This is a genomic window from Priestia sp. YIM B13552 (assembly GCF_042787775.1).
GTDB classification, from domain to species: Bacteria; Bacillota; Bacilli; order Bacillales; family Bacillaceae_H; genus Priestia; species Priestia megaterium_E.
In genome coordinates this window covers 129,757-143,802 of record NZ_JBHZOU010000001.1, presented here as the reverse complement: position 1 = coordinate 143,802, position 14,046 = coordinate 129,757, and the positions used below count along the sequence as shown (strand labels likewise).

Annotated in this window: 19 protein-coding genes; 14 read left to right on the top strand and 5 right to left on the bottom strand. The window is 34.6% G+C overall.

Translation table 11 applies throughout. The annotated features are described in order from the left end of the window. Positions 1–24: 24 nt before the first annotated feature. Complete coding sequence (locus ACFX40_RS00765) at positions 25–1,101, bottom strand: cyanophycinase (RefSeq protein ID WP_098332364.1); 1,077 nt, start codon at positions 1,099–1,101, stop codon at positions 25–27. 423 nt (positions 1,102–1,524) lie between these two features. On the opposite strand from ACFX40_RS00765, the gene ACFX40_RS00760 reads away from it, so the two are divergent. From ACFX40_RS00760 to ACFX40_RS00735, 6 genes are all read left to right on the top strand, one after another. Continuing rightward, the gene (locus tag ACFX40_RS00760; protein WP_377253858.1) at positions 1,525–2,793 is read left to right on the top strand and encodes an MFS transporter; all 1,269 of its coding nucleotides are present in this window, start codon (positions 1,525–1,527) and stop codon (positions 2,791–2,793) included. A 420-nt stretch (positions 2,794–3,213) separates the two neighbouring features. After that, a complete protein-coding gene (locus ACFX40_RS00755; protein WP_377253856.1) occupies positions 3,214–3,960 on the top strand; it encodes an SDR family oxidoreductase in 747 nt (248 codons plus the stop codon). A gap of 108 nt (positions 3,961–4,068) precedes the next feature. Further along, the gene (locus tag ACFX40_RS00750; RefSeq protein ID WP_098332581.1) at positions 4,069–4,455 is read left to right on the top strand and encodes a MerR family transcriptional regulator; all 387 of its coding nucleotides are present in this window, start codon (positions 4,069–4,071) and stop codon (positions 4,453–4,455) included. 437 nt (positions 4,456–4,892) lie between these two features. Continuing rightward, the gene (locus tag ACFX40_RS00745) at positions 4,893–5,465 is read left to right on the top strand and encodes a GNAT family N-acetyltransferase (RefSeq protein ID WP_342839405.1); all 573 of its coding nucleotides are present in this window, start codon (positions 4,893–4,895) and stop codon (positions 5,463–5,465) included. Positions 5,466–5,512: 47 nt separating this feature from the next. Beyond that, complete coding sequence (locus tag ACFX40_RS00740) at positions 5,513–5,962, top strand: GNAT family N-acetyltransferase (RefSeq protein WP_028409942.1); 450 nt, start codon at positions 5,513–5,515, stop codon at positions 5,960–5,962. A 144-nt stretch (positions 5,963–6,106) separates the two neighbouring features. After that, on the top strand, positions 6,107–6,871 hold the full coding sequence (locus tag ACFX40_RS00735) for a methyltransferase domain-containing protein (RefSeq protein WP_028409943.1): 765 nt from the start codon (positions 6,107–6,109) through the stop codon (positions 6,869–6,871). A 55-nt stretch (positions 6,872–6,926) separates the two neighbouring features. Here the strand turns inward: ACFX40_RS00735 and ACFX40_RS00730 are convergent, their stop codons facing one another. Together ACFX40_RS00730 and ACFX40_RS00725 are read right to left on the bottom strand one after the other, a co-directional pair. Continuing rightward, positions 6,927–7,427 (bottom strand): GNAT family N-acetyltransferase, encoded by a 501-nt coding sequence (locus ACFX40_RS00730; RefSeq protein WP_097823833.1) that lies wholly within the window; start codon positions 7,425–7,427, stop codon positions 6,927–6,929. 109 nt (positions 7,428–7,536) lie between these two features. Then, positions 7,537–8,181 carry a YczE/YyaS/YitT family protein gene (locus ACFX40_RS00725; RefSeq protein WP_098248903.1) on the bottom strand — a complete coding sequence of 215 codons (645 nt, stop codon included), beginning with the start codon at positions 8,179–8,181 and terminating at the stop codon, positions 7,537–7,539. A 116-nt stretch (positions 8,182–8,297) separates the two neighbouring features. Between ACFX40_RS00725 and ACFX40_RS00720 the strand changes: the two genes are divergently transcribed. Together ACFX40_RS00720 and paiA are read left to right on the top strand one after the other, a co-directional pair. Then, entirely contained in the window at positions 8,298–8,750 is a 453-nt protein-coding gene (locus tag ACFX40_RS00720; protein ID WP_098248902.1) for a MarR family winged helix-turn-helix transcriptional regulator, read from the top strand. 19 nt (positions 8,751–8,769) lie between these two features. Further along, entirely contained in the window at positions 8,770–9,294 is a 525-nt protein-coding gene (gene paiA / locus ACFX40_RS00715) for a spermidine/spermine N(1)-acetyltransferase (RefSeq protein ID WP_098578970.1), read from the top strand. A 278-nt stretch (positions 9,295–9,572) separates the two neighbouring features. Here paiA and ACFX40_RS00710 read toward each other — a convergent pair whose 3' ends face one another. Further along, positions 9,573–10,154 (bottom strand): DUF2087 domain-containing protein, encoded by a 582-nt coding sequence (locus ACFX40_RS00710; RefSeq protein ID WP_028409948.1) that lies wholly within the window; start codon positions 10,152–10,154, stop codon positions 9,573–9,575. Between the two features lie 331 nt (positions 10,155–10,485). On the opposite strand from ACFX40_RS00710, the gene ACFX40_RS00705 reads away from it, so the two are divergent. Beyond that, positions 10,486–11,154, top strand: a complete 669-nt coding sequence (locus ACFX40_RS00705) for a type 1 glutamine amidotransferase domain-containing protein (RefSeq protein ID WP_377253853.1) — start codon at positions 10,486–10,488, stop codon at positions 11,152–11,154. An 81-nt stretch (positions 11,155–11,235) separates the two neighbouring features. On the opposite strand, the gene ACFX40_RS00700 is transcribed toward ACFX40_RS00705, so the two are convergent. Beyond that, positions 11,236–11,430 carry a hypothetical protein gene (locus tag ACFX40_RS00700; protein WP_025749210.1) on the bottom strand — a complete coding sequence of 65 codons (195 nt, stop codon included), beginning with the start codon at positions 11,428–11,430 and terminating at the stop codon, positions 11,236–11,238. Between the two features lie 233 nt (positions 11,431–11,663). On the opposite strand from ACFX40_RS00700, the gene ACFX40_RS00695 reads away from it, so the two are divergent. The 5 genes from ACFX40_RS00695 to ACFX40_RS00675 all read left to right on the top strand — a co-directional run bounded on the left by ACFX40_RS00695 (position 11,664) and on the right by ACFX40_RS00675 (position 13,915). After that, a complete protein-coding gene (locus tag ACFX40_RS00695) occupies positions 11,664–12,128 on the top strand; it encodes a hypothetical protein (RefSeq protein WP_028409950.1) in 465 nt (154 codons plus the stop codon). A gap of 49 nt (positions 12,129–12,177) precedes the next feature. Beyond that, complete coding sequence (locus ACFX40_RS00690) at positions 12,178–12,537, top strand: hypothetical protein (protein ID WP_377253851.1); 360 nt, start codon at positions 12,178–12,180, stop codon at positions 12,535–12,537. Positions 12,538–12,566: 29 nt separating this feature from the next. Further along, the gene (locus tag ACFX40_RS00685) at positions 12,567–12,761 is read left to right on the top strand and encodes a DUF6980 family protein (protein WP_016763636.1); all 195 of its coding nucleotides are present in this window, start codon (positions 12,567–12,569) and stop codon (positions 12,759–12,761) included. 55 nt (positions 12,762–12,816) lie between these two features. Continuing rightward, positions 12,817–13,005: a hypothetical protein gene (locus ACFX40_RS00680; RefSeq protein WP_025749207.1), complete on the top strand. Its 189-nt coding sequence runs from the start codon at positions 12,817–12,819 to the stop codon at positions 13,003–13,005. A gap of 385 nt (positions 13,006–13,390) precedes the next feature. Continuing rightward, the gene (locus ACFX40_RS00675) at positions 13,391–13,915 is read left to right on the top strand and encodes a hypothetical protein (RefSeq protein WP_028409953.1); all 525 of its coding nucleotides are present in this window, start codon (positions 13,391–13,393) and stop codon (positions 13,913–13,915) included. Positions 13,916–14,046: the final 131 nt, after the last annotated feature.

The window sequence follows — 14,046 nt, the reverse complement described above, 5'->3', positions numbered from 1 at the left end:
ATAGTGTCGTCATAGACTTGGCATTTACGGCTGATTTCCTCCGTATACTTTTCCTGTAGAAGAAGTAATAACACCGCCGTTTACGTTTAAAGTATAAGCTAACCCTCCAGAACCCGTCCAAGTGGAAAGATTAAAAGTGCTGCCATTAAATAGTTTATAGATAGAAATATTATTAAACGTCAGCGGCTGACCACTTATACAAGTAGCAGGCGCCTTATTCGTTTTAGCTAGATAAACAGCTGCGTTTGTAGAGCCTGGCTGTGTTACTACTTTAGCTGAACCATCTTTTTCTACCAGAAGCGCTGACTGTTCATTAACAGCAATTCCTTTGGCGCTTGTTCCAGTTTCTTCTCCGTCTTTGATATTACGTGCAAGAAATGTTAAAAAGCGTCCCATTCTATCTCGTTGTTCAAAATGAGTGTCTGTTTGAATGTTATTATTATGCGGGGTTTGAATCAAATAATCTGTAAAAGAAATAAGAGAACTATAGGGATTGTTTAGCGCTGTTTTCGAATCTAAAGTTGTAGAGCCTGCTGAGATAGAGTCATAAACGTGATCACCTTGAATCATGGTGCCGGCACTCGTTCCTCCAAAAGGAATGCCTTGATTAATACGATTATTTAAGGCTGTAAGAGCTGGCGATCCTTTTAAGAAATCTACGTAATCAGCTTGATTGCCTCCAGCAAAAAAGATGCCTTCTGCTTTGTTAATTTTGTCAATTAAAGAAGAGTCTGAACCTGCTCTTATTAAATCATCAACAACAATTGTGCTAACAGAGTTAAGGGGCTTACCTATGCTTTTGGCAAGGTCATAGATATATGAATTATAGGCATCAGTACCCGTCGCTCTTATAACCAAGAAATCTCCGCCGTTTGCCTTTTGGATCATCCATTTGAATGCTTCATCTACATCGGTGCTTCCGCCCATATAGACTTGTCCGAAGCTTGTACTAGTAGCTTTATCTGCAGTACTTCCGACTTGATAAAGCGTATAAGGTGCAGAAGCAGCGGAAGTGGAGATTGGAAGTAAAAGAGATGCCGCGAGAACAGCACAAGTAATGACTTGCTTTTTAATACTTTTCTTACGTTCAGCTTTTTTCATAAAGTTCTCCTCCTTTAATAAGTGTTCATAAATGAATATGCAAGTTTTATACCAACTTATTGAACACCGGCAAAATAGTGAAAGAAGGCTTTTTTTAAAAGCTCTATGTGTAACATAGGTTATTTATGGGTCATTATTAAGGTTTTTTACACCCGAAAAATGGCGAGAACGACTCTAACTTGGATATCTAATAGTGAAAAGAAATTGAAAAAGGTATATTACAAGATTACATCCCTCATTGAAAAATCACCTTTAAAAACTTAAAATTATAATAGAAAGGAAAAACAAGGATAAAAAGAAGAGCTGTCCGCAATAGCGACTTATTTATCAAACAGACCTTCATTCTATCAATATCTTCATCTCTTAAACATTTTCCACCAGCATTTCTACGCAGAAAAATTATACATGAGAGGATCTGTCAAAATGAACAAACAGGAAAGTAGCTACAGATGGGTTGTTTTTGGAACCGCTTTATTAGCGTATTATTTGATTGTCAGTCAACGAACAGCCCCTGGACTTATTACAGAACAGTTAATGAAAGATTTTCACGTTTCAGCGTCTGTTATAGGATTAATGACTAGTATACAATTTTTAGCATATGCAGGTCTTCAGATTCCTATTGGTTTACTTTCTGACCGATACGGTCCCAATCGATTTTTGATTATAGGGTCGCTTTTAACGGGAATAGGAAGTCTTATCTACAGCACGGCCCCTAACGAATATGTGTTAATTTTCTCTCGTTTACTAGTCGGTACGGGAGACTCCATGATTTTTGTCAATTTAGTGTTAATTTTAAGTCAGTGGTTTAAGGGAAATGAGTTTGTAAAGCTATTAGGTTTAATTGGGCTGGTAGGAAGTGTAGGTTCATTATCAGCTACCGTGCCTTTGTCTATGTGGATTTCATTTTCAGGCTGGAGAGTTCCTTTTCTTAGCATAGGTCTAGTTTTAATGGCGGTATCCTACCTGCTTTATGTCGTTTTGGTGGTAAAACCTAAACGATTATTTCAAGAGGATGCTAAAGCAAATAAATCCTCTGTTAAGACTCCGGAAAGCGTATGGGCGATCCTAAGGAGAGTGATGACAACTCGCCAAGCCTGGGCAACATTTCTTTGTCATTTTGGTGTAGTTGGTACATATATCGGTTTTATTGGTTCTTGGGGAGTTCCTTACGGAATGAATGTGTTCCATTTATCCCGCGCTGATGCAAGTCAGCTTATTATGTATGGTCTGTTTGGCGCTATGATTGGCGGACCTTTAATCAGCTGGATATCAAGCAGGTTAAATTCCATTAAAAAAATTTATTCACTTATTCATCTTATTGTGGTGCTTAGCTGGACTGGGTTATTACTTTCCGGCGTGAAACCTTCATTCATGCTAGTCGTTATTTTGCTTTTTATCATCGGCTTTGGAAACGGCGCAAGCGCTTTGACATTTGCCGTAGTACGTCAATCCTTCTCAGTAAAAGAAGTAGGAGTTGTATCAGGTTTTGCCAATATGGGAGGCTTTTTAAGCGCCGTATTATTACCTAGTATTTTTGGAAATGTCTTGGATTTATTCCCTGAGCGTTCGCTGCATGTTGGTTATCATTATGCTTTTATGATTCCCATTTTGTTTTCAATGATGGGGTTGTTAGGTGTCTTACTAATTAAAGAAAAGGGAAAAAAGGAGCAGAAAGTGCTGAATGCTTCTTAATGACTTTACATAAGAGATGTTCACCATATAAGTTCGTAACTTTAGTGTAAAACAATATATTTTATGTAATTATTCCTAATATAAATCATTAAAAATAACACAACACATAAAGTTTACTTTAATGCACAGCAAGAGAAATAACAGAAAACCATGAATTAAATGTAAATTAAAGGAAATTAAAAGAAGTTAAAAAGGTGGCTGTATAAAGAAAAACAGCTCTTAAAAAGGCTCTATAGACACTAACAGCAGCATTTTTACATAATAAATAAGAAAAAGTTTTTAAAAAATCCTTGCGTTGAAGCTGACTTTAGGAGATAAGCTACTACTGTACCAGTTAACACAGCGAAAAACAGCCGGTCATCGACTTGCTTTCTCATTAAAGGTAGAAATCAGTTAAAACAGAAAGGATGAATGTTTATTATGTCTAACACAAAAGATAAAGTTGTCATTATTACGGGTGCTTCTAGCGGAATCGGAGAAGCAACAGCAAAAGAACTTTCAGCAAAAGGAGCAAAGCTTGTTTTAGCGGCTCGCCGTGAAGATCGTTTGAAAACATTACAAGAAGAAATCAAAGCTAACGGCGGAGAAACGATCTATAAAGTAGTGGACGTAACGTCTCACGACCAAATGCAGGAGCTAGCACAAGATGCGCTTTCAGAGTTTGGACGCATCGATGTGCTTGTAAACAATGCAGGACTTATGCCATTATCTCTTCTACGCAACCAAAAAGTAGATGAATGGAACACAATGATTGATGTGAACATTAAAGGCGTTCTTTACGGAATCTCAGCAGTTCTTCCAGCGATGAGAGAACAAAAAGATGGACACGTGATTAACCTGTCTTCTGTAGCTGGTCACGCAGTAGGTGCCGGAAGTGCGGTATACAGCGCAACAAAATTTGCGGTTAAAGCGATCACAGAAGGTCTTCGTCTAGAAGAATCAGCTGGCGGAAGCAACATTCGCGCAACGAATATTTCTCCAGGAGCAATTGCAACAGAATTAAAAGAAACAATCACGGATACAGATTTAAAATCAGGTATTGATGAATTTTATAAAGGTGCCATCGAAGTGGAAAGCATCGCACGCGCGATTGCGTTTGCCATCGAAGAGCCAGCAGGTGTGGCAGTAAACGAAATGATTATTCGTCCTGTACATCAAGAATGGTAATGTGAGGACCTTGTTAACTCAAAAGCTGTCCGGAGAGTGACATTACTCTTTGGAAAGCTTTTTCTATTTGTACCATTGATACGCATATGAAAATAGGAGTGAAACTACATGTCTTATACAATGAGAGACATGCAAGAAAAAACGGGGCTGTCTGCGCCCACTCTGCGCTACTACGAAAAGGAAGGTATTTTACCGTTTGTCGAACGAAATGAACATGATCAGCGTCTATACAATGACCAGAATATCGAGTGGGTCAAGTTTATTTTAGCCTTACGTGCAACAGGGATGCCTCTTGCTGAAATCAAGCAGTATGTAGAGTCATATAAAAAAGGAGAAAGTACCATCAGCGAACGTAGAAACATGATGCTTCAGCATAAAAAGAAAGTGGAAGCAGACATGTCGCAAACCTACCTGCATCTAGAACGAATTAATTATAAACTTGCGCTGTATGATACGTTGGAAGCTGGTTTAAACAATAAACAAATAAAAATTTAAATGCTGATAACAGAAAATCCTGTTCATACACAAACTATACAGGTGTTAAAAACTGCGAAACAAACAAAACAAGATAACTGCACGGTTATCTTGTTTTGTTTGTTCTATTCTAGTATGTACTGCTTAAATAAAGAGCTACATCGCGAATTGCTTCATCTTTTTCTCCTTATTTTCTCAGTTAGACTAGTTAGAAAAGAATTCTTCATTACTAGCTTTCATTCCTTTAATTTTTAGAACTAACAAAGATAAAAGAAATGACAGTGCTGATTTAAAAATGAAGTTATGCGTGCTTTTTCTGTTCATTTCTCGACAAATATTTAGAATTAAAAAGGAATTCAGTAATAATAAAAGAAATTTCTTATTAACGTTTATTTAAATTAGATAAAGCTGTGAGAAAAGCTCCGTTTAGTGAATGAATAAGAGGAGGGAAGGTACAGGTGTCAAATTATTTTCCCGTAATTAAAACAAAAAGGCTTATCCTAAGGGAATTTGAAACAGAAGACGCAGGCAGTATTTTAAAATACCTATCCGATAAAGAAGTAATGAAACACTACGGTCTAGAGCCTTTTACAACGGTTGAAGATGCTTTAAATGAGATTGCGTGGTATAAATCAATCTTAAACGAAAAATCTGGAATAAGATGGGGTATTACTCTTAAAGAACAGGATGACATTATTGGTAGCTGCGGATTTCTTAATAGAGTTCATAACCATTACCGTGCAGAAATTGGATATGAGCTAAGCAAAGATTACTGGGGGAATGGGATTGCTAATGAGGCATTGGGCGCTGTTATAAAATATGGTTTTACACATTTTAATTTGCGGAGAATTGAAGCATTAATAGAGCCTGCTAATGTTGCTTCACAAAAATTAATAAAAAAGCATGGCTTTATAAAAGAAGGCCTATTAAGAAGCTATGAATTTACGTGTGGAAAATTTGATGATTTGTATATGTATTCGTTATTAAAACAAGATTTTGACAGGCTTCAACCACATGAAGAGAATATCTAGACATCGTTATTAAGAATATAGCACAATGACAGATAAGGGGAAAATGTATGACCCGTTTTAATGTTGATATTGTTCACTATCATTCTCAATTTGCTGAGCAAACGGTAAAAATGTGGAGAGATAGTAAAGAAAAAGCAATTGAACAAAAGGAAATGCATAGTTTTGACCGTCATGTCTATTTTTTAAATCATATATTGTCAGCACACTATAAAATTGAATTAGCGTTAATGGATGAACAAATAGTAGGAATGATTGCTTATCATGCTGACGAAATTAGCCAACTGTACGTTCATGTAGATTATCAAGGAAGAGGAATCGGACAGCGTTTACTCGAAAGAGCCAAGACAGAATCAAATGGAAAATTAATATTACGTACATTTGAACGAAATAAAAATGCCCAGAGGTTTTACGAGAAACACGGCTTCAGTATTATAAAAAGAGGATGTGAAAACGAAGAGAAACTCCCCGATATTACATATGAATGGACAAACAAATGAAGCATACGTAATTTTAATAAAGGAGCGGTTAGTGTGAATACGTTAGCACATGAAACATAACAACGCTGTCTATATGTCCGTGGTCCGCCTTTTACTAGTTTAGAATAGATGATTAATGCTAGCTATAAAAAGGAGGAGTTCAATATGATAACGGACAAATATTTTTTTAATGCTGTAAACAATACAAATAATGTTGATTTTACTGGCTGGGATTTTTCTATTATTACTCGTACTGGTCGTATGGATAGCGACGTGCTTTCGTGGTCATACGGAAGTGAAGCTATTCGTCTTATTCAAAACTCTAATGCCGCTTTAGATATGGGAACAGGAGGAGGAGAATTTTTATCTTTGTTACAGCCTTTTCCTCGCGTTATGTACGCTACAGAAGGATACAAACCTAACATTCCAATCGCTAAAAAACGTTTAGAACCGCTTGGTGTCAAAGTTGTTGAACGAACTGAAGACAAAAATTTACCGTTTAAAGATGATACATTTGATTTGATTTTGAACCAGCACGAATCTTTTTGTGCTTCAGAAGTAAGCAGGATTTTGTCAAAGGAAGGCACGTTTTTCACGCAGCAAGTGGGAGGGTTAGACTGTTCACGAATCAATGAATCTATAGGGGTTCCAATAAATAAAGAGTTTTGTAATTGGAATTTAAAGAAAGCAATAGAAGAGCTTAAACAAAGTTCTTTTAACATCATTTCTTTCAAAGAAGAGTTTCCTGTACAGAGATTTTATGATATTGGAGCGCTGGTCTTTTATTTAAAGGCAATTCCTTGGCAAGTTCCTAATTTTGATATAGAAACACATATCGAAGGGTTGTATAACATACATGGAATTATACAGTCTAAAGGTTTCTTTGACGTAAAACAACATCGTTTTATTATTAAAGCTAAAGCAAAATAAATAGTTAATCAACCAGAGAAAGCCGATCTCTAACTGGAGACCTGCTTTCTCTGGTTTAATTATGTAATTGTTTGCTAGATAAATCTAGCTCAAAAAGAAGAGAATTTCGATCTGGATAATCATATTGAACGGTCAGATCCTTTTTGGTCACTTGTTTAAACCCAGCTTTTTTATAGAAATTATGTGATCGAGTAGCTTGAGATGGAGTATCTAAAATAATTTTAGAAAACCCGTGCTTCTGCACAAAAAGAAGTAAAGAAGCATAAAGATTTTTTCCTATTCCAAACTCTTTTCCTCTATAGTGCTTGTAGACAAAAAATTTCTTTAATATGCCTATTTCACTGGTTTTCTTTTGCAACCCAATACATCCTACTACTTCTTGCTTATCATTCAAAGCTATCCAAAAGTTACCGCCGGTATGGAGATAGTTTGACTTAATGTCTAAAATATCCGGCTGTTCTTCAACACTAATACCTACACCAGCTTCTACATTTTGCACATGCAATATTAGTTGAATAACTGCTTCTTTATACTTATCTTCATACAATACAATCATTGATTAATAATAACTCCTTTCCTTCATTAAATGTTTCCTCCTCATTGCTCTTATTATATCTAGTACTATGGTGCAAATCTATTATGATAGTTGAGTAATAAAAATGTAGCTATATGGAACGCTTGTTGTCTTGAATATGATTTTGTGAGGTATGAGATTTTGGTAATATGCAGTCTACTGCTTTTTTTGTAATAGGCATAAAAAAATTAAGCAGCACGCCGCCTAAAAACACGGTTAATAGCGTTCCAACACCAACTGGTCCGTTTAAAAGCATCGCAGATAGTAAAAATGTGAAGTAAATCAATGTTCTTGAAAGTAATAAGTTTGTTTTAGCTAGTTTTTGTATGATTAATGTTAAGCGGTCAATTGGAATGGGTGCAAAATTTGTATGTAAATAGGCTGAGGTTCCTACACCTATAATGATTAAACCAATTCCAAAACAACATAATTTACTGTACCACATTTCAAAGGGAGCCCACTTCTGTAATAAAAAAAGCCATACATCAATACCAAGACCCGTTATGAACGCGGTTAACAGTCCCAGTACTTCCGGCTTTTGTTTGCTTAAAAGGGCATTACCACAAATTAATACACATGCAAGTATAATTTCCCAGCTTCCAACGCTAAGGCCTACGTTTAGGGATAGTCCAACTAAAAGTGCATCAAAAGGTGAAGCTCCTAGGCTGGATTGGATCGTTAAAGAAATTCCCAGAGTTAATAGTAAAATTCCTCCTACATAAACAACATATTTCACTGTAATCAGCTCCTTTATTCACTATTTTTTGTTGCAAATGCAACTATTTTAAGGTACATTAAACTTATATTATTTTTATTGTATTTGCAACAAAAATATGTGCAAAGGAGACATTTATGAGTGAAATTCTGCGTGAAATTGGAATGATAGCAAGAGCATTGGATTCGATTAGTAATATAGAATTTAAAGAGTATGACCTGACTAAGGGGCAGTATTTGTATTTAGTGCGAATATGTGAAAATCCGGGAATCATTCAAGAAAAGTTAGCTGAGATGATAAAAGTAGATCGAACAACAGCGGCTCGGGCTATAAAAAAGCTTGAAATGAATGGTTTTATTGAGAAGAAAGACGATCTCCGCAATAAAAAAAATAAAAACCTTTTTCCAACTGAAAAAGGGAAGAACGTATATCCGTTTATAAAAAGAGAAAATGATTATTCGGATAAAGTGGCATTAGAAGGTTTTACCCAGGAAGAAACAGATACCATTCTTAAGCTGGTTCAAAGAGTAAGAAAAAATATAGAAGCAGACTGGGAGTTTGTCAAAAAAGGAAACAAGAGAAATTATTGAGGATATAAAGGAGAGGCGTATGTCAGTGATGATGGATATAAAAAAGTGTACTCTTGAAGATGTAAATCACCTTCAAGATATTAGTTACAAAACATTTAATGAAACGTTTAAAGATCAAAATTCACCTGAAAACATGAAAGCTTATTTAGAAAAAGCATTTACAGTGGAACAGCTAGAAAAAGAACTATCAAATACGTCCTCGCAATTCTTTTTTATGCATGTTAATCATGAAATTGCAGGTTATTTAAAGGTTAATACGGATGATGCTCAGTCTGAAGAGATGGGGGAAGAAGCGCTTGAAATTGAAAGAATTTATATAGGTAACAGCTTTCAAAAACAAGGGCTTGGTAAACATTTATTTAATAAAGCAGTAGAGATAGCAACGACACTTAATAAAAAGAAAATTTGGTTAGGCGTATGGGAAAAAAATAAAAATGCGATTGCTTTTTATAAGAAACAGGGATTTGTTCAAACTGGATCTCACTCGTTTTACATGGGAGACGAAGAACAAATAGACTTTATTATGGTGAAAACACTTTTATAGTTTTTTAAAAGATAAATAAAGTACGATAAGGATTATTGACTAATTTAACTGGTAGAGGATAATCCTTATTGCATACAGAGGTTTTATGATTTTTTTCAAAGCAGATGCTTTTAGAGTAAGCAGTAAGCAAACTAATATGGCTGCTGTGCCAGCACATAGGAGAATGAAATTAATATCACATGCTTACCAATTTACTTTAATTCTATTTGAAATAACATAGACTAATTAGATATATATCGAATTAGAAAACTTAAAAAATGAACGTTTTTACGTCCATTTTAAAAGATAATGGGCCACATCTCTTTCGGATTTAACTCGTATTCTCCATTTTGCCTATACATAAAATGCTGCATAATTAACTCTCTGCGAATCGTTGCATAATCTTCATGATATTTTTTTATATGTTCATTCAGTTCTTTTTCTTGATACGTTTTTCCATGCTGTAAATCACGTATTAAATAAGCTAATATCACGTTCTTTTTCTTTCTTTGACTTGGAATGATCTTTAAAGTTCCATCACTGTTTATAAAGTTTTTAACAATCGATAATTTGTCTTTATCCTGTAAATGGTTTTCTTGATTTTCCATCGAATCCTCTCCAATACTCAAAATAGCCTTCGAGTTATATTCGAGTCTTTCAAGGTCTAGATAAAAATAAATAATGTTCCCTTGTCTTCTTTGATAAATAATTCCTACATCTCTTAGCTTTGAAATGTGATGAGTAATAGTTGAAGGCTGTAACCCCAGCTTATAAGCAATGGCTTGCCCGTGAAGAGGTCCTTTTTTTAATAGTGAAATAATTCTAATCCTGGTAGGATCACCAACGGCTTTATGATAATTCACCAACTTATCTAATTGCATAGCTTACTACCTTCTTTCTCTAATTTGATATACATCTAATTAGATAATAATCGAATTAGATGTATATGTCAAAAAAGTGAAAATATTTAAAGTGATCACTTTTCACACTGCATATAAAAAATCTGCTCTGTATAGTCTTCAAACTATAAAAAAAGCGTCTATTTTTTCGTATAATTTAACCATTGTTTTTACCTGTTCTTTTTATTATTAAGAAAAAGTTACCATGTTTTCATCAAATAATACCGGGGAACATATTCAAAGAGATAAATGAATTATTAAAGGCACATGTATGTAAATTATAAATAATAAATGAAAAAGGAATGAGTAAATCATGACAGGAAATTCAAAAATTTTAATGGTTGTTACAAATGGACATACAATGGAAAACGGAGAGCTTGCTGGCATTTGGCTTACAGAATTCTCTGAAGCATATTTAGAATTTAAGAAAGAAGGATACGAAGTAGTTGTAGCAAGTCCAAAAGGCGGTAAATCACCTGTGGATCCTAACAGCTTAACAGATGATGTGACGGACGAAGACAAAGAAGCAGGAAAACTTTTAGAGAATACAAAATCATTAGCTGAAGTAAGTTCACAAGACTTTGCAGGCATGTTTGTACCTGGAGGGCACGGAACAATGTTTGATTTTCCAGACGATACGCACTTACACCGTTTGTTAACAGAATTTGCTGAAGACGACAAGCTGATTGCAGCAGTATGCCATGGACCGGCAGCTCTTGTAGGCGGAAAGCTTAAAAACGGTGCGCCGATTGTAAAGGGTAAACGTATTACAGCGTTTACTGATTCAGAAGAGAAAGATACAACCTTAGATAAATACATGCCGTTTCTTCTTGAAACAAAGCTTCGTGAGCTAGGCGCTGAGTTTATTGCAAAAGATAATTGGAGCGATCATATTGAAGTAGACGGAAAGCTTTTAACAGGACAAAATCCACAGTCTACTATCAGCCTCGCAAAAGAATTTGTGCGTGCTTTAAACGCGTAAAAGTATGTATGACCTTAATAGGGTGAAATAAAATAGGAATTAAGGAAAATAAAAAGGGCAGCTATCTAAATAGCAGCCCTTTTATTTATTAGAAGGTTTATTTCTGAAAATGTATGTAGTAATTCCTGTCACAATGATAACAGCTACAACACAAATGATCAGACGAACAATCTGTGTCACAAAGATATTATCTGCAATGCTCATGTTTTTGGTTAAAATTAACGTTCCATAAGCAGCTAAGACAGATAAAAACATATTGACGATTCGTTGAGCCATGTTGTTTTTACTCCTTTCGCTTCACTACTTTACACTTTAACACATGTGTTCGCTGTAAAAAAATATTGAATTACAAGTATGTCAGAAAATCAGCACTCCAGTAAAAGAATCTACTTGTAAGGAAGTAGCTGATATCATACTAGTTATGACGACTAGAGCTCAGAGAAGGAAATAAGATTTCTTTAGTCGAATTTAACATGCTTGTATTATTTTTTTAGATAGGTGGGAAAAGCTTGTTTAATAAATTAAAAAAGCTATTTATGGATAAACAGGATCAGGAAACAGATGACAAATATATTTTAGTCCCTGAGAGTGAAATAAATGAGAATTTAAAAAGAGATATAGTAAAGTTGGAAGAAGTAGGAGAGGCATACTGCAAAAGTCTTCAGCAAAAATATAGAAGTAAATTTGAACGTGATGGTAAGCAGAACTTAAAAATATGGGTGTGCCGGGATATTGATGGCGACCAACTGCCAAATCTAAGTTCGGAGCAGTGTTTAGAAAAAGAATATCGTTCCCAGGTTGGGATAAACTTTGATGGATTTACAGATGAAGAAGATGCATACGTTCATTACATCCAATTATGGTATTACTTTAGTGGGTATTTTAAAGGGACAGGCACTTTGTATGATTTGTCAAAAAATCATTTAGAGGCTGATATTGAAGAAAAATTAGAAGAATTACTGAACCAATTATAGATTTCTACTTAGCACTGAGATTATTTGTTAATACACAGGGAGAAGGAATATGAGGGGAAGGCCAGAGCTAGAAATAGAAAGGGAAAAAGTTTATAAAACGAAAAAAAATCCTAACAGAACATTTATAGCGCGAATTATTCAAGTGCCTAAGGAAGAAAATATGTTAGATTTTATTCTAGAAATCAAAAATTTAAAGAAAAAGGAACTTTCTTATAGAAGTTTATTAGTAAGGACTGAAAACTGGTACTATTCTTTTCGTCTTGCTAGAGGAGATCTGAAATGGGTATCTTTGCATACAGTAGCAGTATGGGACCGGCTAGGACATAAATTAGTTGAGGTAGCGGCCCCAACCGGTAAGGAAAATTATCGTATTTCCGATGAACACTGTTCAGTTTACCGAGAAAAGTAATAGTGACCATATAGTTAAGGAGAAAACGAATGAAAAAGCATTGCTGCGATTATATGAATTATCATGCGAACTTTACGTGTGATATTCACAGTGATCCGTTTGATTGTCCAGATAATCTTATCTTATTTGATAAAACAAATAAGGAATACGGTTTAATTATCCATGATGGTGGTTCATCCATCATTGGAATTTCATTTTGCCCATGGTGTGGTAAAAAGCTTTAATTTAAGTATGAAGGAGGGGGGGGCTCCTCTTCATTTCTGGAATGGGGGATGGGGCATGATTTTTCGTTATCTAGCTATGTTATCAGGACTAGGAATTGTTTTATTAAACCTTTTTGATCCTATACATCAAGGGGTTACGCGCTGGTTGATGGTCATCTGCGGTTTATTCATCTTTAGTAGCCATTTAAAATTCATCTTAGATAAGAAATCGAAAACAACGGATAATCAAAAGAAGACCTACTAATAAGAATTTCTTTTGATGTTGTACCTTTAATAATTATGTAAATGAAAAACCTAAAGAATATGTAGTAAAGAAATAAGAAAGAAAATTATATGTTATAATAATCATAAATATCCAAATAAAGGAACATTATGTTGTTATGAATCGTAAATTTAATTCTTTATTTATAGTCTATCCTATCGTTTTCTTTGTAGTGCGTACGGTTTTTTCTTTTGTGAAAAATAGCGCTGCGGAATCTGTCTATGAGACGTTAGCTATACTCGCCATGTATTACTTTGCAGCTAGTGTTTTCTATTCGATCGACTTGTATATGCAGAAGAAAAATAGTTAATAGATTAGAAAATTCTGAGAGTCAGAGTAAACACAAATTATATAAAGGAGTCTAACAGTGCGCATTAAGAGCTATTTTTTGTTTATTTTTCCACTCATTTTATTATTATTAGCAAGCTGCGATCCATCTTCTACACCTAAGGAAAAATACTATTCAAGTACCAAAACCACCAATCTTGAATTAGAAAACGTTAAGTCAGTATCAGTAGGAAGTTCTAAATATGACGTAGCAAGTTATTTGAGGAAGAAACCAAAATTTATAGAGGTTACTGAGCAGCCTCCGTACACTACCTACGTTTACGGAAAAAGTACAGAAAAGTATGATGTTGAATTTAAAATAGTAGATAATAAAGTCAGCAGGTATGACTTGATTAGCAGCAAGTATGGTAGCGAAAAGGGAATACATACTGGTGACAGCAAAAAAGATGTTATTAGGGCGTATGGAGAAAATTATTACGAAAGAGAAGATACCGGAGCAACAATAATAGGGTATTTTGATAAAAATCATAAACTCAATATTGAGTTTTCTTTAGATGACAAGGACAAAGTTGGAGGCATTTTGGTTCAAAAAATAAATAATTAAGATGAGTAATACTCATTTTTGCTGCAGCTTTTAATATGTACTCATTTATGTAAATTGAGTATGTTTGAGCTATAAATCTAAAACAAATAAACAGAAAGGTTTTTTTCCTATTGAGTACGTTTACTAAAGTA